The following is a 20,053-nucleotide window of genomic DNA, read 5'->3' on the forward strand; positions in this document are numbered from 1 at the left end:
ATCGAATCCCCCCCCGATCGATATGCCTGTTCAGTGCACATTTCGTCTCAATCATCGGCCCATGTCCGTTTTGTATTGCGAAGGAGTGGGCGATTTCGCGGCTTTCTCAGGCAGGGATCGGTTGCGAAACGATCCCGCCGCCGTGGCGATTCCCAATGCGGGGCCGTTGCCGCCGGGCCGCTATTTCATCGTCGATCGCGGCTCGGGCGGCCTTTTCACGCACATCCGCGATCGCCTCATGGATCTCGTCAACGACACCGATCGCGAGCAATGGTTTGCGCTGTATCGCGACGATGGCGAGATCGACGACTGGACCTTCGTCAACGGGGTCGGTCGCGGCCACTTTCGGCTTCATCCGCATGGCCGCGCGAATGTGAGTGAAGGCTGTATCACACTCGCCGATCCCGCTGCTTTCGATCGCCTGAGAAAACGCCTGCTGCACGCGCCGACGATCGCGCTGCCAGGCGGGAAAGGGTTTGCCTACGGCACCGTGGAAGTCCAATGAGAAAGGCCTTCGTGAACGCTGCCGCATCGATCCTGCTGTTCCTTGCGCTGGTGTATCCGGTCGGACGATTGATTTTTATCGAGCCTGTTGCGACTGCCGTTGCGCGCGCCGCGTTCTGGGTCGGACTTGACCGCGACGGCGAACCGGGCGATGCGCTCGTCGATTCCGTATTGCTGGTTTCGTTGCTCCTCGCACTGGCGATGGTTGCGCTTGCCAATGCGCTTTTGAAACGCCACCGAAGGAAGCCTCTCCATGTCCAATGACGTCTTCATCAAAATCGACGGCATCACCGGCGAATCCGAGGACGCCGCGCATCCCGGCGAAATTCAGGTCGTGAACTGGAACTGGAAAATGTCGCAACGCGCTGCAATGATGTCCGGAGCCGGCGGCGGCGCGGCCAAGGCAACGGTCGAGGACCTCGTGTTCTTTCACGAGGTGGACCGCGCCAGCCCGAATCTGATGTCGTATTGCCTGACCGGCAAGCACGTTTCACAAGCCGTGCTCACGATGCGCAAGGCAGGTGGCGTGCCGCTCGATTTCCTGCGCATCACGATGTCCGATGTGATCGTGACATCGGTCGAAATGTCGGCGAGCTATGAACAGGTCCGGCTCTCGTTTGCGAAGGTGAAGCAGGAGTACATCGTGCAGAATGCACTCGGCGGCAGCAAAGGCGTCGTCACTGGCACCTTCGACATCAAGGCGAATTTCAGCGTGAACGCTTAGCTTTCGAACAAAATAGCGAAATAAAAAACGGCGTCGGTGTCCGAAGACACGACGCCGTTTTCGTCAACGCAAACGCGTCAACAGTGCATCAAAACCCTCACCCCGTATTGCGCAACCCCGCCGCGATCCCGTTGATCGTCAGATGAATCCCGCGCCGCACACGCGGACTCGGGTCGCCCGCGCGATACCGCTTGATCAGTTCCACCTGCAAGTGATTGAGCGGATCGAGATACGGGAAGCGGTTCTTGATCGAACGCGCGAGGAGCGGGTTGTCGGCGAGACGGCCGTTCGAACCGGTAATCTCGTCGAGCACGCGCGTCGTGCGCTCCCACTCGGCCACGATGCGTTCGAACACATGCTTGCGCAGCTTCTTGTCGGCCACCAGTTGCGCATAGCGCGACGCCACCGCGAGGTCCGTCTTCGCGAGCGTCATGTCCATGTTCGAGAGCAGGTTCGAGAAGAACGGCCAGGTCTTGTACATCTTGCGGAACATCGCGAGACGGCGCGTGCGCTCGGCGTCGCTGCCCGCTTCGTCGAGATACGCCGCCACGGCGCTGCCGAAGCCGTACCAGCCGGTGAGCAGCAGACGGCACTGGCCCCACGAAAAGCCCCAGGGAATCGCGCGCAGGTCGTCGATCTTGCGGTTCTTCGGGTCTTGCAGCTTGCGCGAGGCCGGCCGGCTGCCGATGTTGAGTTCGGCGATTTCCGTGATCGGCGTCGAGGCGAAGAAGTAGTCGGTGAAGCCCGGCGTTTCGTACACGAGCGAGCGATACGCGGCCATCGCGCCGTCCGAGAGCGTTTGCATCGCCGCTTCGAACTCCGGCAGTTCGGCGGGCACGTTGCCCGCGGCCTGGCCCATCGGCAGCAGCGTGGCTTCGAGCGTCGCCGCGATCACGGTTTCCAGATTGCGCCGGCCGATCTCGGGATTGCCGAACTTGCTGGCGATCACCTCGCCTTGCTCGGTCAGGCGGATCTGACCGTCGACGGTGCCCGGCGGCTGCGACAGGATCGCGTTGTAGGTCGGACCGCCGCCGCGGCCGACCGTGCCGCCGCGGCCGTGGAAGAGGCGCAGCGTGATGCCGCGTTCGCGATGCAGCGCGACCAGCGCGAGTTCCGCGCGATACAGCTCCCAGTTCGACGTGAGGAAGCCGCCGTCCTTGTTGCTGTCCGAGTAGCCGAGCATGATTTCCTGCTCGTTGCCCTGATGCTCGACGATGCTGTCGATGCCCGGCAGCGCGAGCAGGTCGCGCATGATGTGCGGCGCGTTGCGCAAGTCGGGAATCGTCTCGAACAGCGGGATCACCATGAGCGCGGCTTGCGCGGGATCGTCGGCGGGACCGAGGCGGCCCGCGAGCAAGCCCGTTTCCTTCTGCAGCAGCATCACTTCGAGCAGATCGGACACGGTTTCCGTGTGCGAGATGATGTAGTTGCGCACCGCGCGCGCGCCAAACTTCTCACGCGTCACGCGCGCCATCTCCAGCACGCCCAGCTCGCTCTGCACGAGCGCGGAGTAGTCGAGATACGGCGAGCGCAGCGCGCGCGGATCGGCGAGTTGCGCGAGCAGCACGCTTTGCTTCGCTTCCTCGGAGAGCGCGGCGTAGTCGGCGTGCACGCCCGCGCGAGCAAGGAGTTCGCCGATCACGGCTTCGTGAATGTCCGAGCTTTGGCGCAAGTCGATGCTCGCGAGATGGAAGCCGAACACTTCCACCGCGCGCAACAGCGGCGCGAGGCGCGGCGTGGCCAGCGAGGCGCCGTGATGCGCGCCGAGCGAATCGAGCAGGACATGCAGATCGCGCGAGAACTCGCCCGCATCGGCATAAGGCTGGGCGCGCACGGGCGCGGCGTTGCGGCCCGCGCTGCGCACGGCGACCACGCCTTCGCCCAGCCGCACGCGCGCGCTCGCGGCGAGCCGCGTGTACACGCCGATCAAGGCGCGCCGGTACGGCTCGTCCACGCGATGCGGCGATTGATCGGGCGACGCTTCGGCGAGCGCCTTGAGTTCGTCGCTCGCGCCCGCGAGCAGGTTCGACACGGAAAGCTCCGCGCCCAGACGGTGCACCTGATCGAGATAATGCTGAAGAATCACCTGCGCCTGGCGCTCGCTGGCTTCTTCGAGCGTCGCGGCGGTCACGTTCGGATTGCCGTCGCGGTCGCCGCCGATCCAGCTGCCCATCTGGAAGAACGCGGGCAGGCGCGCCGAAATGCCGTGCTCCTTCAGCGAGGTTTCGATCTCGCCGTAAAGCGCGGGAATCTCGCTCAGGAAGGTCGTGTGATAGTACGACAGCGCGTTTTCGATTTCATCGCCCACGGTGAGGCGCGCGTCGCGCAGCATGCGCGTTTGCCAGAGCGAGGTCACGCGCGCGCGCAGCAGCGCTTCGTTGTGCTCCAGCTCGCGATGCGTGAGCGGCTGGTCGCGTTCGGCGAGCAGGCGCGCCACGTCGTGCTGCGAGTCGAGCGTGCTCTTGCGCTGCACTTCGGTCGGGTGCGCGGTGAGCACGGGCACGATCAGCGCGTCGTTGAAGAACTGCTGCAGCACGGGCGTCGCGGCCGCGCCCGCTTGCGCGAGGCGTTCGAGCGAATGCGCGATGGTGCCCGCCTGCGGCGCCGAGCCGGCCAGATCGTGGATGCGGCGGCGGCGGTTGCGATGGCGGTCTTCGGCGATGTTCGCGAGATGCGAGAAGTAGCTGAACGCGCGCACGACGCTCACGGTCTGCTCGGGCGAGAGCGCGCGCAACTGCTTCTCCAGCGCGAGCGCGGCGGCGTTGTCGTCTTCGCGGCGAAAGCGCACGGCCGTCTGGCGGATGGTCTCGACCACCTCGAACACGGCGTCGCCTTCCTGCTCGCGCACCACGTCGCCGAGCAGCCGGCCGAGATAGCGGATGTCTTCGAAGAGCGGCTGATCCTTGTCGTCGCGGGCGGCGGCTTTCGCGGGCCGGGTGGCCTTGGCGGTTTTAACCGGCTTCGCGGCCGTTTCGGTGTGCGGTGTCTCGTCGACGGCGGCGGCTTGCCCGGCCTTCGCGGCCTTGGCGGCTTTCTGCGCTTTCACGGGCTTGCCGGCCTTGTCGGCTTTCTCGAGTTTGGCGGGCTTCGCGGCTTTATCGGCCTTGGTGGGTTTGTCCGACTTCGCGGCCTTTTCCGTCTTTTCGGCCTTGGACGGCTTTGCCGCCTTGGCCGGGTTGCCCACCTTCGCGGCCTTCGCGGGCTTCGCCCCGGCATCGGCGGCGGCCACCGGCGCCGTGCCCAGCAGCCCGCTCGCGGCGACGTCCGCGCCCGAGTGCGCAACGAACCCGGTCGATTCGATCGTCGAGGCTATCGTGGTCTTCGTGGCCTGCGGTTTTTTGGCCGGTTTCGCGGACGGTGCGGACGTCTTGTCGACGGCCTTCGAAACAGCGTTCTGCGATGCGTTGTTGCGGCGCTCTGCGCGCGCCGAGCCTGAAGACTTCACGGTGATTTCCTTAAAGCAAGCCGCGAGGGCATGTTGATCGGAACTGCCAAACAGCACGAAACTGCGTGGCCGCGGCGCGAGCCGGGCCTGAGCGCAGTGCAACCGCGAGAGGGCGGAAGGTGTCACATCGCGCCGATCTGCCGCCTCGTGCGCGCGTGCCACCCGGTTCGTGCGCGTGCCGCCGTAAGCGGAGCGCCGGGTGCAGGTCTTGCTAAGGAAGTCGCCGCCGCGAGCGGCGAATCATGGTCAACGCGGGCGATCGGTCGCTGCTGCGAACGTCGCCGCTGGCCCCTCGTCCGTATGACGCTCATCCATATGACGTATACGGACCGAGCCGGACCATGCCGTTGCCAACTGGCGCGATGCCAGGCCGCCGCCGGCCCCGGGTCTCTTCCTTGCCGCCGCACGCGCTCCCCGCCGACGCCCGGAAGGGCCGTAAAAGGGGCGCGTGCTAACATTGCCTGTTATCCGATTCTGCTTTTCATCCCGTCATTCGATGTCCTTGCCATGAACTCCGAGACGTTATCCGCGCCCATGCCCCGCACACTCGTGATCGCTTCGCGGGAAAGCCGCCTTGCGATGTGGCAGGCGGAGCATGTGCAAGCTGCGCTGCACAAATTATATCCATCCTGCGAGGTGAAAATCCTCGGAATGACGACGCGCGGCGATCAAATTCTCGATCGCACGCTCTCGAAGGTCGGCGGCAAGGGGCTGTTCGTGAAGGAACTGGAGCAGGCGCTCGCCGAAGGCCGCGCCGACCTCGCCGTGCATTCGCTCAAGGACGTGCCGATGGAATTGCCCGAGGGTTTCACGCTCTCGGCCATCATGGAGCGCGAAGATCCGCGCGACGCGTTCGTGTCGAACGACTACGACTCGCTCGCCGCGTTGCCCGCGGGCGCGGTGGTCGGCACTTCGAGCCTGCGCCGCGAGTCGATGATTCGCGCGCGCTATCCGCACCTCGACGTGAAGCCGTTGCGCGGCAACCTCGACACGCGTCTGTCCAAGCTCGATCGCGGCGACTACGCGGCCATCATCCTCGCGGCGGCGGGTTTGAAGCGCCTGGGTTTGGGCGCACGCATCCGCGCGCTGCTCGAACCGGCCGACAGCCTGCCGGCGGCGGGTCAGGGCGCGCTCGGCATCGAGATTCGCAGCGATCGCGCCGATCTCGCCGCATGGCTCGCGCCGCTGCACGACGACGCCACCGCGAAGGCCGTGGAAGCCGAACGCATGGTCTCGCGCGCGCTCGGCGGCAGCTGCACGGTGCCGCTCGCGGCCTACGCGCACTGGCAGGACGGCAAGCTCGCGCTGCGCGGCACGATCGCCACGCCCGACGCGAGCCGCGTGCTCGCCGCGCAGGAAGTCACGGCGGCATCGACTGTCGATGAAGCCGTGGCGCTCGGCCGCCGCGTCGCGGACGACCTGATCGCGCAGGGCGCGCTGGAGATCGTGCGCGCGCTCGCCGAAGCCGCGGCCACGGAAGGCCCGAACGTCGCGCCGGGTCGCACGGGCGCGGCCGGCGCAGCGGCCGAAAACCATGCCGCACCACGTCCGGGCGGCGACCCGGCTTCGCTGCAATGACGCCCCCCTGGCAGCCGCGCGCCGGTGGCAAGGCGCAGCCCGACGAGTGGGGCGGTCCCGCCGACGCGTCGCAGGGCGCGTCCGCGAATGCGCCGTTCACCGTCGTCATCACGCGACCGGCCGGTCAGTCGGAAGCGCTCGCGGCGCAACTCGCGCAGGCGGGCGTCGCCACGCTCGACTTCCCGCTCATCGCCATTGCACCGGTCGCCGACGAAGCGCCGCTGCGCGCCGCGCTGAACGCGCTCGAACGCTATGCGTTCGTGGTGTTCGTCTCGCCGAACGCCGTGGACCGCGCTTTCGCCGCCTATACGTCGATCTCGTCGATCTGGCCGCCCGCGCTGCCGGTGGCCGTGGTCGGCCCGGCCAGCGTGGCCGCGCTCGCGCGCCACGGCGTCGCCACGCCGGGCCACACGGTGATCAGCCCGACCGGCGCCGCCGATGAAGAACCGGCGCGGTTCGACTCCGAATCGCTCTACGCGGCGCTCGAAGCGCACTTTGGCGCGAACGGCTTCGCCGACCAGCGCGTGCTGATCGTGCGCGGCGACGGCGGGCGCGAATGGCTCGCCGAGCGTCTGCGCGAAGCGGGCGCCGAAATCGACACCGTCGCGGCCTACCGGCGCGTCGTGCCGGAGCCGCCCATCGCCGCGTGGACGCGCGTGCATGCGCTGCTCGAGGGCGCGCCGCACGCGTGGCTCGTCACCAGTTCCGAAGGCGTGCGCAATCTCGACGAGTTGGCGCGCGAGCATCTCACGGCGGGCGAAGTCGTCGAGCTGCATCACGCGCCGCTCGTGGCGCCGCATCCGCGGATCGCCGAGACGGCGCGCTCAATGGGTTTTGATAGGATGACGGTGTCCGGCGCGGGCGACGAACGCATCGTCGAGACGCTGCTGGGTCTCGTTTCCTCGCAGGTCCGTCCCGCCGCAGATCCCGTTGTTCAACCGGTTCAGAACACTCCGGCCGCAACGCCGGTTCACTCTCGCATGACTGATTCGAACAATTCCAGCAGCACGACCCGTTCAGGCGCCGTCACGGCCGCCCCGGAAAACAGCGGCGGCAGCGCGGCCGCTTCGGCCGGCACGGCCGGTAACGCCAGCAGCGGCGCGAGCGCCAGCGCGGCGTCGCGGCCCACATACGCGTCGTCGGGCGGCACCGGCAATCTCACGCCGAACAACACCGGCGCGCGCCGCGGCGGCGCGGGCACGGCGCTCTTGTGGCTCGTCGTGGTGCTGGTCGCGGCCGGCGCGGGCGCGGGCGGCTACGTGATCAACCGCAAGCTCGACCGGCTCGACACGCAACTGGTGCAGCGCCAGCAGGCGGCGGATCAGCAGACCGCCGCGTTGCGCGCGCGTGCCGATCAGGCCGCCCAGGGCGCGCAGCAGCTCGACAAGCAGATGGCGCAACTCGAAGGCAAGATCGCCGACGCGCAGACCTCGCAGCAGGCGCTCTCGCAGCAGTACGCCGATCTCGCCAAGAATCGCGACGACTGGTCGCTCGCCGAAGTCGGCCAGATGCTGTCCAGCGCGAGCGAGCAACTGCAACTCACGGGCAACACGCAGCTCGCGCTGTTCGCGCTGCAAAGCGCCGACACGCGTCTCGCCGCCTCGAGCGCGCCGCAGGCGCTGGCCGTGCGCAAGGCCATCGCGCAGGACATCGACAAGCTCAAGGCCGCGCCGTCCACCGACCTCTCGGGCATGGCCATCAAGCTCGACACCGCGCTCGGCCAGATCGACGCGCTGCCGCTTGCCGGCGAGGCCATCGTCGCGCACACGAAGCCCGAAGCGCCGCAGCCCGCCGACATCGGCAAGACGGCCGCCGCCGCCAACGAGCCGAAGTGGAAAGCGTGGCTGAACACCTTCGTCGCGGGCGTGGGCCAGCAGGTCGCGAGCCTCGTGCAGGTGCGCCGCATCGACAACGCCGACGCCATGCTCGTCTCGCCCGACCAGGGCTACTTCGTGCGCGAGAACCTGAAGCTGCGCCTGCTTTCCGCGCGCCTCTCGCTGCTCTCGCGCAACGAAGCCACGCTCAAGTCCGATCTCGCCACCGCCGACGCCACGCTCGCGCGCTACTTCGACGCCAACTCGAAGAACGTGCAGACCGTGCGCGAACTGCTCAAGGAAGTCGACGCCGGCTCCGCTGCCGTCGCGCTGCCCACGCTCGACACGAGCCTGCAGGCGATCCAGCAATTCCGGAGCCGGGGGTAAGACATGGCGATCCGTGGACTTCTCTGGCTCGCGCTCCTCTTCGTGATTGCCGTCGCGCTCGCGACGGTCGGCCGCTTCGACGCGGGGCAGGTGCTGCTCGTCTATCCGCCGTATCGCGTGGACGTTTCGCTGAACCTGTTCGTGGTGGGGATCGTCGTGGCGTTTTTGCTGCTCTACGCGATCCTGCGTTTCGTGCGCAATATCGTGACGATGCCGCGCCGTGTGGCCGCCTATCGCGCGCGCATGCGCACGGAAAAGGCCAACTCGGCGCTGCGCGACGCCGTGGGCAATCTCTATGCGGGCCGCTTCTCGCGCGCTGAAAAAGCCGCGCGCGATTCGCTCGCCGACGAGAAAAATCAGGGCGCCGCCGGCCTGATCGCCGCGAACGCCGCGCATCGTCTGCATGAATATGCGCGCCGCGACGAATGGCTCGCGCAGGTGGATGACGCCGACCTGCAGGAAGCGCGCTTGATGGCGACCGCCGACATGCGCGCCGACGGCCGCGACGCCGACGGCGCGCTCGCCGCGCTCACCGAAATGCGCACGCAAGGCGGCCGCCGCATTCACGCGCAGCAGATCGCGCTGCGCGCGCAGCAGCAGCTCAAGAACTGGGGCGAAGTGCTCAAGCTCGTGAAGACGCTCGAAAAGCGCGAGGCGCTGCACCCGGCCGTGGCCGTGCGCCTGCGTCAGCTCGCGGCGGAAAACCTGCTGCGCGAGCGCCGTCACAACGCCGACGCGCTGCTCGAACTGTGGGGCACGCTCTCGCCGGTCGAGCGCCATTCGCCGCGTCTCGCCGACTGCGCCGCCGAGCTGCTCGTCGCGCTCGAACGCCAGGCCGACGCGCGCAAGATCGTGGAAGAAGCGCTCGCGCAGAACTGGGACGCGCGCCTGCTGCGCCGCTATCCCGACACCGCGGGCCCCGACGCCTTGCCGCTCATCCAGAAGGCGGAAGCGTGGCGCAAGGAACGCCCCGAAGACGGCGACCTGCTGTTCGCGCTCGGCCGTTTGTGCCTCAAGCAACAGCTGTGGGGCAAGGCGCAGTCGTTCCTCGAAGCGGCCGTCAAGTCGGCGCAGGCGCACGACAACGAACCGCTCAAGATCCGCTCGCATCGCGCGCTCGCGCGTCTGCACGAGCAGCTCGGCGACGGCGAGAAAGCCGCCACGCATTACCGCGAAAGCGCGCTGGCGATGAACGTGGTGTGATGCCGGTGATCTGATGCGTCGATGGCGCGTGGATTGCGCCAACTCCGCGCATCGACATGAAAAAACGGCCGCTTCGAAAGAGCGGCCGTTTGCTTTTGGGGCGGCGATCCGGCAAGAAGCGCTCAGCGATTCACCTGCTTCGCGGGCGCGGAGAGCGCGAGCAAACCGCCCAGAATCATGAACGCCGCGAGCATGTACATGCCCGAGTCGTTGGCCGAGGTGACCTGCTTGAGCCAGCCCACCATATAGGGGCTCAGGAAGCCCGCGAGATTGCCGATGGAGTTGATGAGCGCGATGCCGGCCGCCGCGCCCGCGCCCGCGAGCCACGAGGTGGGCAGGCTCCAGAACAGCGGCAGCGTGGTGAGAATGCCGAAGGTGGCGATGGTGAGCGCCGTCATGGCCAGCGTGGTGTCGTGCGCCCAGGTGACCGAGAGCACGAGCCCGATGGCGCCGATCGCCGCCGGAATCGCGATATGCCAGCGCCGTTCGCGCGTGCGGTCGGCGCTTTTCGCCACCAGCACCATGCCCACCACGGCCGCCGCGAACGGAATGGCGGAAAGCAGGCCGATCGCGAGCGCGTCCTTCACGCCTGTGGATTTGATGATGGTCGGCAGCCAGAAGCTCACGCCGTAGAGGCCCATCACGAACGAGAAGTAGGTGAGGCTCATCAGCAGCACGCGCGGGCTCGTGAGCACGGTCATGAGCGGCGGGTCTTCCTTGGTGGCGTCCTCGGCGGCGATGTTGCGTTCGAGCAGCGCGCGTTCTTCGGCCGTGAGCCATTGCGCGTTGCCGATGCGGTCGTCGAGCCGGAAGAACACCAGCACGCCCACGATCACCGAAGGCAGCCCTTCGAGCAGGAACAGCCACTGCCAGCCTTGCCAGCCGTTCGCGCCGTCGAAGGACTTGAGGATCCAGCCCGACACCGGCCCGCCGATCACGCCCGAGAGCGCGATGGCCGTCATGAACCAGGTGGTCATGCGGCCGCGCCGCTGCGCCGGATACCAGTAGGTGAGATAGAGGATGATGCCGGGGAAGAAGCCCGCCTCGCACAGGCCGAGCAAAAAGCGCATCACGTAGAACATGGTGGGCGTGGTGACGAACATCGTCAGCATGGACACCAGGCCCCACGTGACCATGATGCGCGCGATCCACACGCGCGCGCCCACGCGGTGCAGGATCACATTGCTTGGGACTTCGAACAAAAAATAGCCGACGAAGAAAATGCCCGCGCCGAAGCCGTAGACGGCATCGGACAGATTGAGCGCCGTGCTCATTTGCAGCTTCGCGAAGCCCACGTTCACGCGGTCGAGATACGCGACCACGTAGCAGAGCATCAAGAGCGGAATGAGCCGCCACGCGACCTTGCGATACGTGGCTTCCTCGAAGGCCGAGGGCGGCGCGCCCGCGCCCGCCTGCGGCAAGTGATTCGCTGGACTGGCCATGGTGTCTCCTGAATCGTTTCTGATTTTTTGCAGGAAGCTGCCCGTAAGCAGTCCGCTCATTCTAACCGCGCCGCCCGGCCGCGGCGGCGCGTATCGATCGGGGAAAACACCAGTGCTTCAATGACTTAGGTGCGTGCGACTAGCGCCTAGACGCAGCGCCCGCCATCCACTTCGAGACACGCGCCCGTGATGAATTTCGCTTCGTCGGAGGCGAGATAGAGGCACGCGTTGGCGATGTCCTGTGGCGTGGAAAATCGCCCGAGCGGAATGGTGGCGATAAAGCGCTGGCGATTCTCGGGCGTATCCGGCACGCCCATGAAGTCGGCGGTGAGACCCGTGTCGCCGATCACGGGATTCACGCAGTTCACGCGAATCTGGTCGGGGCCGAGTTCGGCGGCGAGCGCCTTGCTCGCGACGATCATCGCGCCCTTGCTGCCGTTGTACCAGACGAGTCCGGGGCGCGGCCGGATGCCCGCCGTGGAGGCGATATTGACGAACACGCCGCCGCCTTGCGCGCGAAAATGCGGCACGAACGCGCGCACGCTCCAGTAGAGCCCTTTCACGTTGACGGCGTAGACGCGGTCGAACTCCGCTTCGGTGACGTCCATCACGGGTTTGTTGCGATGCGTGGTGCCCGCGTTGTTGACGACGACCTCCACGCTGCCGAAGCCCGCGATGGCCGCTTCGCGCAGCGCCTGCCAGTCGGCTTCGCGCGTGATGTCGCCTTGCACGGCGATGGCCTTGCCGCCCGCGTGCGCGATCTCGCTTGCGACGCGCTCGGCGGCGTCGCCGTTCAGGTCGTTGATCACGACGTTGGCGCCCTCGCGCGCATAGGTTCTGGCGATGCCTTCGCCGAAGCCCGAGCCCGCGCCCGTGACGACGGCCGTCTTGCCGGTGAGTCGCATGCTGTCTCCGTTGTTGTGTTTGTCGCTGTGTTTGCCGCTGCTTTTGCCGCTGTTTTTGCCGCTGTTTTTGCCGATGAGCCTTGCCGCTCGCTCAGCCGTGACGTATCGCGATGGTCTTCAGCACGGTGAAGCCGTAGAGCGCCTCGAAGCCTTTCTCGCGCCCGTGCCCCGACTGCCGCGTGCCGCCGAAAGGCAGTTCCACGCCGCCGCCCGCGCCGTAGTTGTTGACGAACACCTGGCCCGCGCGCACGCGCCGCGCGAGCCGCAACTGGCGCGCGCCGTCGCGTGTCCAGATGCCCGCGACAAGCCCGTAGGGCGTGCCGTTGGCGAGGGCGAGCGCCTGCGCTTCGTCGTCGAAAGGCATGGCGGCGAGCACCGGCCCGAACACTTCTTCCTGGGCGAGACGGCTTTGCGGCGGCACGTCGCGCAGTAACGTGGGCAGTTCGTAGAAGCCGCCTTCGGGGGCTTCGGCGGCGAGCTGGCCGCGCGCGGCGGTGGCAATGCCGGCTTGGGCCGCTTCGTCGAGAAAGCCGCGCACGCGCCGCCGCTGTTTTTCGCTGATGAGCGGGCCGCAGTCGAGGTCGGCTTGCGCGGGACCCACGCGCAGCTTGCCGAACGCCGTGGCGAGCCGGTCGAGCAACGGTTCGTAGATGCCGCGCTCGATCAGCACGCGGCTGCCCGCCGAGCAGGTCTGCCCGGCGTTCTGCACGATCGCGGCCACGAGCACGGGCAGCGCGGCGTCGAGATCGGCATCGGCGAAGACGATTTGCGGCGACTTGCCGCCGAGTTCGAGCGTGACGGGCACGTGGTGTTCGTTGGCCAGTTGCGCGACGAGCTTGCCGGTTTGCGGCGAGCCCGTGAACGAGATGTGGTCGATGCCGGGGTGATCGGCGAGCGCCGCGCCCGCTTCCTCGCCCAAGCCCGTGACGAGATTGAGCGCGCCCGGCGGCAGGCCCGCCTCGCGCGCGAGTTCGGCCACGCGCAGCAGCGAGACGCAGGCGTCCTCGGCCGGTTTCACCACGCACGCGTTGCCCGTGGCGAGCGCCGCGCCCACGCTGCGCCCGAAGATCTGCATCGGATAATTCCACGGCACGATATGGCCCGTCACGCCGTGCGGCTCGCGCAGCGTGAGCACCGTGTAGCCGTTCTGGTAGGGCAGGGTTTCGCCGTGCAGCTTGTCGGCGGCGCCGCCGTAGAACTCGAAGTAGCGCGCGAGCGCGGCGGCATCCGCGCGCGCCTGCTTGAGCGGCTTGCCCGTGTCCTGCGCCTCGTATTGCGCGAGTTCCTCCTGATGCGCGCTCACGAGATTGGCGAGCCTGAGCAGCAGGCGCCCGCGTTCGGCGGCGCTCGTCGCGCCCCATGCGCCTTCACAGGCGCGGCGGGCGGCGTGCACGGCCGCGTCGATGTCGGCGGCGTTGCCGCGCGCGAGTTGCGCGAAAGGCTGGCCGGTGGAGGGATCGATCGCGGCGATCGTCTCGCCGCTGGCGGGCGGGCACCACTCGCCGTCGATGAAGTGCTTCGCTTCTTCCATGCATGCGCCTCGTAAAGTTGGGTGAAACGAGGGAAGGGGAATGCAAGACGAATCGCTACTTACGCTACTAACAGCAGAGGTCAGACGCGGCACGGCGTGTGACGCTCGTGGCCGGGGCAACGCCAAGCCGGTTGCCCGATGCCCGATGCCCGCAGCCGGTCGCCCGAAGCCGGTCGCCCGAGGCCCGAAGCCGGTCGCCCGAAGCCCGCCGCAAATCATTATCGCGCCGTTTCACGCCCGCGCGCGCGATTTCAGGAGACGCTTCAAAGGGTGGGATCGGCGCGGCGGCCTCCCGGCGGAACCCCGCGACCGATTGGCTATAATGGCGACCATCCTCCATCGTCCGGTTTCGCGCGCGGTTGGCCTCAAGCGCGCGGCCGTCGTTTTTCCCTTCTCAACAGAGAGCGCTCATGAGCTTTGCAAACGTCCCCGCCGGCAAGGATCTGCCGCACGACTTCAACGTGATCATCGAGATTCCCGCGCAAAGCGATCCGGTGAAATACGAAGCCGACAAGGAAATGGGCGTGCTCGTCGTCGACCGTTTCGTCGGCACGGGCATGCGTTATCCGGTGAACTACGGTTTCATTCCGCAAACGCTCTCCGGCGACGGCGACCCCGTCGACGTGCTCGTGATCACGCCGTTCCCGCTGCTGGCCGGCTCGGTCGTCCGTTCGCGCGCGCTCGGCATGCTGCAGATGACCGACGAGTCGGGCGTCGACGCCAAGCTGATCGCCGTGCCGCACGACAAGGTTTGCCCGATGACGGCGAACATCAAGTCGCTCGACGACGTGCCCGAGTACCTCAAGGACCAGATCAAGCACTTCTTCGAGAACTACAAGGCGCTCGAAAAGGGCAAGTGGGTCAAGGTCGAAGGCTGGGTCGGCATCGAAGCCGCGCACAAGGAAATCACGGAAGGCTTCGCGAACGCGAAGAAGTAAGCCGGTTTCCCGCCGCACGAGAACCGCACGCGCCGCGAGGCCCGTGCGGTTTTTTCATGCCTGCCCGAGTGCGGTGAATCAGGTTACGTCGATGGCGATGGCGTCGGCGCGCGCGTGCGGCGGCGTTCTGGCGCCCTCGGCCGTGTCGAGTTCGTCGAGCGGCACGGGCAGGCCGACGCCGTAACCCTGCGCGAAATCCACGCCCATCGCGATCATGCAGTCGACGATGGCCGCGTTTTCCACGAACTCGGCGATCGTGAGCTTGCCCGCCGCGTGAGCGACCTGGTTGATCGCGCGCACGATGGCCTGGTCGAGCGGGTTGTCGAGAATGCCGCGAATGAAGCTGCCGTCGATCTTCAGGTAATCGACGTTGAGATGCTTCAGATAATTGAGCGACGACATGCCCGCGCCGAAGTCGTCGAGCGCGAAGCGGCAGCCTTGCGCGCGCAGCCGCTCGATCAGCGCGATCGCGCCGCGCAGGTTGGTGATCGCGGCCGTTTCGGTGATCTCGAAGCACACGCGCGCGAACGGGATCGCGAAACGGCGCTGCTGTTCCTCGATGTAGTCGGCGAGCCGCTCGTCGCCGAGCGAGGCGCCCGAGAGATTGATCGCCCAGGTTTCGAAGCGATGCGTGCCCGTGGCGATCAGCGCGAATGCGCGCGCGATCACCCAGCGGTCGATCGCGGGCATCAGGTCGAAGCGTTCGGCCGCGCCGATGAACGCCGAAGGCGGCACGAGCGCGCCCGAGGCCGAGCGCATGCGCAGCAGCAGTTCGACGTGCACGGCTTCGGCGTCATGCGCGTGGGTATGCACGGCGCGCGTGCGTTGGCCCGCGAGCGCGAGAATCTGCTGGCCGTACAGGCAGAACTGGTCGTTTTCGAGCGCGGCCTTGATGTCGGCGACCCACGACATCTGCGTGTGGGTCTGCGAGAGTTCCTCGTCGTCGAAACGGAAGCGGTGCACGCGGTTGCGGCCCTTTTCCTTCGCCATGTAGCAGGCCACGTCGGCGGCCTTCATCACTTCCTTGACCGAGGCGAGTCCCGCCGCGTCGCCAACGAGCCCGATGCTCACGCTCGTCTGCACCACGCGGCCCGCGCCCGTGAAGCGGATCGCGGCGATCGCCTCGCGCAGATTCTCCGCGAGCCGCCATGCGAGCGCGCCGCCGCAGTGCGGCAGCACCACGGCGAATTCGTCGCCGCCGAGCCGCGCGACGATGTCGCCGGGGCGCAGCGTGCTCTTCAACGCGGCGCAGACCTGGCGGATCAGTTCGTCGCCGGTCGAGTGGCCGCAGGTGTCGTTGACGACCTTGAACTGGTCGAGATCGAGGAACATGACCGAATGGCCGCAGCGGCCCGTCGCGTCGCCATGTGCGGCGATCTCGCACGGCGCGCGCGTGCCTTCGTCGATCAGCGCGGCGAGCCGGCGCTCGAATTCGCGGCGGTTGTAGATGTCGGTGAGTTCGTCGTGCGTGGCCTGATACGCGAGACGCGCGGCGTGCTCGCGCAGCGCGCTCACGTCGTAGAGCACGACGACGCGGCCGATGCTGTCGCGCGCCTGCGCGTGATCGGCGCCGGGACGCCCACGCTGGCCGCGCGCGTCGGTCAGATTCGACACCGAGTAATCCACCGCGAGGCGCGAGCCGTCCGGACGCACGACGTGGAGATCGGCGGCCGCGTCGTTGCCCGCCGCGTGCGTGCCCGAGAACACGTCGACGCGCCGCGCGTTGCGCCGTGCCGCGCCTTCCTCGCCGCCAGGGTCGCCCCAATCGCCATGCTCGCCGTGATGGACGTTGCCGCCGTTCCCGGCATTCCCGCCGCTGCCGCCGTCGCAATAGAGGGCGCAGATCGCGTCGAACGGCTGGCCGAGCATGCTGTCCGCGCGGCGCCCGAGCATGCGTTCGGCCACGGCGTTGCAGTAGGTCACGCGCGCGGCGGCGTCGGTGCGGATCACGGCTTCGCCGATCGAGGCGAGCGTGACTTCGGCGAGTTCGCGCTCGTTGCAGGCCATCGCTTCGGCGCTCTTCAGCTCGGAGATGTCGAACAGGCAGCCGACCATGCGCACGGCGCGTCCGCGCGCGTCCCGCAGCGCCTGGCCGCGTGCGCGGCACCAGCGGTAGCCGCCCGCGAGCGTGCGCAGGCGGAATTCGACGTCGAACGCCGTCGCGCGTGACAGATGGCGGCGCAGCGCGTGCTGCACGCGCGGCAGGTCGTCGGCGTGCACGAGCGGCTCGAGGCCCGTTGCGGTGTCGAACGGCGTGTTCGCGTCGTAGCCGAGTTGCGCATAGAGCCAGTCGGAGAAGTAGCACTGGCGGCGCGCGATTTCCCAGTCCCAGAGCCCCGCGTTGATGCCTTCGAAGCCGAGTGTCAGGCGCTCCTCGTTCTTGCGCACTTCGGCTTCGAGACGGTCGCTGCGCGCGAGCGCGCGGCGGATGAAATGCGTGAACACGCCGAGCAGCACGCACGCCGCGAACGCCAGCACGAGCATCAGCGTCGAGCGCGTGTTGCGCGCCGCGTCGTCGAGCGCGCGCGAAAAGCCGCTTTCGATCGGCGCGAGCTCGCTGTCGATCGCCTGCATTTCGCGCACGAGCGCGGCGGCTTCGGGCGTGCCGAGACGGCCCGCGCCGGCGAGCGCGTGCAGGCGCGCGCCCGTTTCGGCGAGCCGCAGGATATAGGTGTCGCCCGTGTCCCAGAACGCGATGGCGGGCCGCATCCACGGCGTGTTCTTGAGCGTGCGGTAACCCCAGATCATGCCGTCGATGTCGGCGGGCGCGACGCGGCCTTGCGCGAAGCCGCGCCGCATGGCCACGTCGTCGGGCGTGGGGCGATTCATTTCGCGCTTGGCCGCGAGGTCGCCGAGCGGAATCGCGATGCCCGCCTCGAAGGCGCGCCAGTCGGCGTCGGCGCCCGTGCGCGCGTAGCGTTCGAGCGCGTGCACGGCGTCCTTCTGGCCCTTCGACCAGTCGCTTTCGCCGGCCACATAGGCGAGCAGGATCGCCATGATCGCCACGCTGATCGAGGCGATCGCGGCCATCACGGCCGCCAGCAGCCAGAGCGGCAGCAACACGACGGTGGTGCGTCGCGCGCGATGCGGCTCGGGGGTATGGCCAGTCGTCTCCGTGGTAATGGGTCTCATGCGCTTCACCGGGGGCGGTGTGCCGCGTCAGGGGAGGCGGCGTGTTGAGCGCAATAACGGCGTGGCGGCAGGGGGCTTTAGCGCGGATTCGGCATGATTTCGCGCAGGCTTGCCGCGCGGACTTCCGGCGATGCGGCGCGCATTATTCGGCGGCGACGTCTTCAGCGGGCGCTGTATCGGCGGGCGCGGGCAAGACCGATTCGAGCGTACGTTCGCCGGCCGCCAGCGCGCGTTTGCCGCGCGGCGTGAGGCGTTTGACCCAGTACTCGGCGCGCGAGGCGCTGGCGCGATCGCTCAGCTCGAATTGCGCGAGCACGCGCAGCGGCTTGCGCGAGCGCGTGTAGCGCGCGCCCGTGCCGCTCGCGTGCTGGGCGAAGCGCGCATCGACATCCACGGCAATGCCGGTGTAGACGCTGCCGTCGGCGCATTCGAGCAGATAGAGAAACCAGGGCATGAGGCGATCGTTGCAGGGCGAACAGGGCGAACAGGGCGCGCGGGAAGCGCGTGCGTGAGTGTCCCACAAGACGCCTGTTGTGCTAAGTCCCGCACAGACCGCGCATGGTATGCAAATTAGGGTCTCAAGTTTGCATGAAAGCCGCCGTTAAGCCGACGAAAGCCATGAGATATGCAGCGCGCCGGCTTCAGCACATAACGGCCCGTATCGACATGCAATCTGCATAGAACAAGCGCGGACCGAGCCCGTAACGAGCACGGACCAGGCGCGGTAAAAGCGACAAGAACGAATAATGAATGCACGTATACGGGGTGCGTCCGGGGCCACGCGCAAGCGCAAGCGCAAGCTCGGCGCAGCGCTGTCGAAGCGCACGATTCTGCAGGCCTTGCTCGCGATCGTGCTGGGCATCGTGGCGGCGCTCGTGTTGCCGCATGTGTTCGGCGAAGAATTCGCCACGCGCAAGGCGGCGCGCGTCTATGCGCCGGTCGCCGGCCAGATTTACGGCACAGGCTCGCGCGACGGTATCTCCGTGATGCTGATCGACGACGCCGCGCTCTCGCAGGCCGGGCAGACCTGGCCCGCGAGCTATGGCTACTACGCGCGCCTGTTGCGCGGGATGCAGAGCTATCACCCGCGCGCGGTGTTCTTCGACATCGTGTTCAAGGACGCGCGGCCCGATCCCGCGCTGGCGCCGTTCGTTCAGGGGCTATGCGCGCTGCGCGAGGCCGGCACGCGCGTCTATCTCGCGGCCACGCCCGATGCGCACGGCAAGCTTCGCGTACGCGACGGCCTCGCGCAATACGCGGGGCGCTGCTTCGATCTCGTGGCCGTGTCGTACTCGCCCGACGAAATCGACAAACTCGCGTGGAGCTATCCGCTCGAACAACGCACGGGCGAGGGGCCGGCGCAACGCAGCGCGGCGCTCGCCATCCACGACGATTTCGCGAAGCGGCCGCTCGCCGATGCCCGCACGCCGATGGCGCTGCTCTGGGGCCTCGAGCCCGCCGCCGACGGCCTGCGCCTGCTCGCGCAACCGGAGGCGCGCGAGAGCGATGCGGCGCCCGCGCCCAAGGCGCCCGCGGAAGGCGGCGAAGCCAATGCGGCGAACGAGGACGGCGCGCCCGAAGCCGCCGAACCGTATTGCCGCACCGACCACGGTTTCGCGGAGATCCTGCCGTTTGGGCCGCATCAATGGCTTTTCCACGACGCCGAAAAACCCGTCTGTGTTTTCCACGAAACCGTCTACGCCTACGACCTCGCCAACGATGACGACGAAGGCGAAGCGATGCTCAAGCGCGCGCTCACGAACCGTGTGGTCATGATCGGCACCGCGCGCAGCTATTCGAACGACTACGTCAATTCACCAATCCACGGGCGCATTCCCGGCGTGTATCTGCACGCGATGGCGCTCGACAACCTGGACACGTTCGGCGACCAGTACAAGCACGTGGCCGCGCTCGCGCCGAGCCTGGACCGCGATCACCGCAGCCTGTTCGTGCTCGTGTTCGGCGGGCTGCTTGCCGTGGTGCTGGTGCGCGTGGCGAAAAACTGCCTGCGTAACGAAGAGCGGCGCGAGCGCGATCGCTTCGAATTGAGCTGGCCATGGGCCGGACAGCGCACGCGCGAAGCGATCGTCTGGGTTGGCATGAGCCTGATCGAAATCGTTGCGTCGATCGCGCTCGTCGGCATCCTGCTCGCCATCGGGCAATCGGTGTTCAACATCGGCTTTCTGAGCGTGGTCGATATCGCGGTGTTCGCGCTCGCGGCCGAATGGTTCGAATGGAACGAGAAGCTCGTCGACTGGCTGCTCGGGCCGGAAGACGAAGCGCGAAACGACGCGGACGAAAACCCGAATACAGCAGCCTCGAACAAAAAAGCAGCGCACCAGGAAGCGAACCAGGAACGCGCCTGAAAAAAGCGCACCCGCACACGAACAAAACGCGCGCCCGCGAGCCAGCGAAGGCGCACGACGAACCGGCGTCCATTGCGACGACCA

The 20,053-nt window shown here is 67.5% G+C and carries 14 protein-coding genes; 8 read left to right on the forward strand and 6 right to left on the reverse strand.

Features of this window, described 5'->3' with window-relative positions; genetic code table 11:
* Positions 1 to 22 precede the first annotated feature (22 nt).
* Genes FAZ98_RS03595 through FAZ98_RS03605 form a run of 3 tightly spaced genes read left to right on the forward strand, consistent with a single transcriptional unit; the run spans position 23 to position 1,228 of the window.
* On the forward strand, positions 23 to 505 hold the full coding sequence (locus tag FAZ98_RS03595) for a DUF2778 domain-containing protein (RefSeq protein WP_199272289.1): 483 nt from the start codon (positions 23 to 25) through the stop codon (positions 503 to 505).
* Positions 502 to 768: a hypothetical protein gene (locus FAZ98_RS03600; protein WP_158948853.1), complete on the forward strand. Its 267-nt coding sequence runs from the start codon at positions 502 to 504 to the stop codon at positions 766 to 768. The genes FAZ98_RS03595 and FAZ98_RS03600 overlap by 4 nt, the downstream gene beginning before the upstream one ends.
* On the forward strand, positions 758 to 1,228 hold the full coding sequence (locus tag FAZ98_RS03605) for an Hcp family type VI secretion system effector (protein ID WP_158948855.1): 471 nt from the start codon (positions 758 to 760) through the stop codon (positions 1,226 to 1,228). Before FAZ98_RS03600 ends, FAZ98_RS03605 begins: the two co-directional genes overlap by 11 nt.
* A gap of 97 nt (positions 1,229 to 1,325) precedes the next feature.
* Here FAZ98_RS03605 and ppc read toward each other — a convergent pair whose 3' ends face one another.
* Positions 1,326 to 4,673 carry a phosphoenolpyruvate carboxylase gene (ppc, locus tag FAZ98_RS03610; protein WP_199272290.1) on the reverse strand — a complete coding sequence of 1,116 codons (3,348 nt, stop codon included), beginning with the start codon at positions 4,671 to 4,673 and terminating at the stop codon, positions 1,326 to 1,328.
* A 507-nt stretch (positions 4,674 to 5,180) separates the two neighbouring features.
* Between ppc and hemC the strand changes: the two genes are divergently transcribed.
* Genes hemC through FAZ98_RS03625 form a run of 3 tightly spaced genes read left to right on the forward strand, consistent with a single transcriptional unit; the run spans position 5,181 to position 9,655 of the window.
* Positions 5,181 to 6,251: a hydroxymethylbilane synthase gene (gene hemC / locus FAZ98_RS03615; protein WP_158948857.1), complete on the forward strand. Its 1,071-nt coding sequence runs from the start codon at positions 5,181 to 5,183 to the stop codon at positions 6,249 to 6,251.
* Positions 6,248 to 8,452 carry a fused uroporphyrinogen-III synthase HemD/membrane protein HemX gene (hemDX, locus tag FAZ98_RS03620; RefSeq protein ID WP_158948859.1) on the forward strand — a complete coding sequence of 735 codons (2,205 nt, stop codon included), beginning with the start codon at positions 6,248 to 6,250 and terminating at the stop codon, positions 8,450 to 8,452. Before hemC ends, hemDX begins: the two co-directional genes overlap by 4 nt.
* 3 nt (positions 8,453 to 8,455) lie before the next feature.
* Complete coding sequence (locus FAZ98_RS03625; protein WP_158948861.1) at positions 8,456 to 9,655, forward strand: heme biosynthesis protein HemY; 1,200 nt, start codon at positions 8,456 to 8,458, stop codon at positions 9,653 to 9,655.
* Positions 9,656 to 9,777: 122 nt separating this feature from the next.
* Here the strand turns inward: FAZ98_RS03625 and FAZ98_RS03630 are convergent, their stop codons facing one another.
* The 3 genes from FAZ98_RS03630 to FAZ98_RS03640 form a co-directional block, all read right to left on the reverse strand.
* Positions 9,778 to 11,097, reverse strand: a complete 1,320-nt coding sequence (locus tag FAZ98_RS03630) for an MFS transporter (RefSeq protein ID WP_158948863.1) — start codon at positions 11,095 to 11,097, stop codon at positions 9,778 to 9,780.
* Positions 11,098 to 11,243: 146 nt separating this feature from the next.
* Positions 11,244 to 12,002 (reverse strand): SDR family oxidoreductase, encoded by a 759-nt coding sequence (locus FAZ98_RS03635; protein WP_158948865.1) that lies wholly within the window; start codon positions 12,000 to 12,002, stop codon positions 11,244 to 11,246.
* Between the two features lie 91 nt (positions 12,003 to 12,093).
* The gene (locus tag FAZ98_RS03640; protein ID WP_158948867.1) at positions 12,094 to 13,533 is read right to left on the reverse strand and encodes an aldehyde dehydrogenase family protein; all 1,440 of its coding nucleotides are present in this window, start codon (positions 13,531 to 13,533) and stop codon (positions 12,094 to 12,096) included.
* Positions 13,534 to 13,943: 410 nt separating this feature from the next.
* Between FAZ98_RS03640 and ppa the strand changes: the two genes are divergently transcribed.
* Positions 13,944 to 14,471: an inorganic diphosphatase gene (gene ppa, locus FAZ98_RS03645; RefSeq protein ID WP_158948869.1), complete on the forward strand. Its 528-nt coding sequence runs from the start codon at positions 13,944 to 13,946 to the stop codon at positions 14,469 to 14,471.
* Positions 14,472 to 14,549: 78 nt separating this feature from the next.
* On the opposite strand, the gene FAZ98_RS03650 is transcribed toward ppa, so the two are convergent.
* A complete protein-coding gene (locus FAZ98_RS03650; protein WP_158948871.1) occupies positions 14,550 to 17,603 on the reverse strand; it encodes an EAL domain-containing protein in 3,054 nt (1,017 codons plus the stop codon).
* A 142-nt stretch (positions 17,604 to 17,745) separates the two neighbouring features.
* Complete coding sequence (locus FAZ98_RS03655; RefSeq protein WP_158948873.1) at positions 17,746 to 18,057, reverse strand: GIY-YIG nuclease family protein; 312 nt, start codon at positions 18,055 to 18,057, stop codon at positions 17,746 to 17,748.
* 292 nt (positions 18,058 to 18,349) lie between these two features.
* Here FAZ98_RS03655 and FAZ98_RS03660 point away from each other — a divergent pair, with 292 nt between their 5' ends.
* A complete protein-coding gene (locus tag FAZ98_RS03660) occupies positions 18,350 to 19,969 on the forward strand; it encodes a CHASE2 domain-containing protein (protein WP_158948875.1) in 1,620 nt (539 codons plus the stop codon).
* Positions 19,970 to 20,053: the final 84 nt, after the last annotated feature.

Origin of the sequence: Paraburkholderia acidisoli, from assembly GCF_009789675.1 — a bacterium.
In the GTDB taxonomy this organism is placed as follows: Bacteria; Pseudomonadota; Gammaproteobacteria; order Burkholderiales; family Burkholderiaceae; genus Paraburkholderia; species Paraburkholderia acidisoli.

What these genes read in the sequence shown, in the direction of transcription:
- FAZ98_RS03635 (WP_158948865.1), bottom strand. Translation starts at nt 12,002, where the DNA reads ATGCGACTCACCGGCAAGACGGCCGTCGTCACGGGCGCGGGCTCGGGC.
- FAZ98_RS03600 (WP_158948853.1), top strand. Translation starts at nt 502, where the DNA reads ATGAGAAAGGCCTTCGTGAACGCTGCCGCATCGATCCTGCTGTTCCTT.
- hemC (WP_158948857.1), top strand. Translation starts at nt 5,181, where the DNA reads ATGAACTCCGAGACGTTATCCGCGCCCATGCCCCGCACACTCGTGATC.
- ppa (WP_158948869.1), top strand. Translation starts at nt 13,944, where the DNA reads ATGAGCTTTGCAAACGTCCCCGCCGGCAAGGATCTGCCGCACGACTTC.
- FAZ98_RS03650 (WP_158948871.1), bottom strand. Translation starts at nt 17,603, where the DNA reads ATGAGACCCATTACCACGGAGACGACTGGCCATACCCCCGAGCCGCAT.
- FAZ98_RS03605 (WP_158948855.1), top strand. Translation starts at nt 758, where the DNA reads ATGTCCAATGACGTCTTCATCAAAATCGACGGCATCACCGGCGAATCC.
- FAZ98_RS03595 (WP_199272289.1), top strand. Translation starts at nt 23, where the DNA reads ATGCCTGTTCAGTGCACATTTCGTCTCAATCATCGGCCCATGTCCGTT.
- FAZ98_RS03660 (WP_158948875.1), top strand. Translation starts at nt 18,350, where the DNA reads ATGAATGCACGTATACGGGGTGCGTCCGGGGCCACGCGCAAGCGCAAG.
- hemDX (WP_158948859.1), top strand. Translation starts at nt 6,248, where the DNA reads ATGACGCCCCCCTGGCAGCCGCGCGCCGGTGGCAAGGCGCAGCCCGAC.
- FAZ98_RS03625 (WP_158948861.1), top strand. Translation starts at nt 8,456, where the DNA reads ATGGCGATCCGTGGACTTCTCTGGCTCGCGCTCCTCTTCGTGATTGCC.
- FAZ98_RS03640 (WP_158948867.1), bottom strand. Translation starts at nt 13,533, where the DNA reads ATGGAAGAAGCGAAGCACTTCATCGACGGCGAGTGGTGCCCGCCCGCC.
- FAZ98_RS03655 (WP_158948873.1), bottom strand. Translation starts at nt 18,057, where the DNA reads ATGCCCTGGTTTCTCTATCTGCTCGAATGCGCCGACGGCAGCGTCTAC.
- FAZ98_RS03630 (WP_158948863.1), bottom strand. Translation starts at nt 11,097, where the DNA reads ATGGCCAGTCCAGCGAATCACTTGCCGCAGGCGGGCGCGGGCGCGCCG.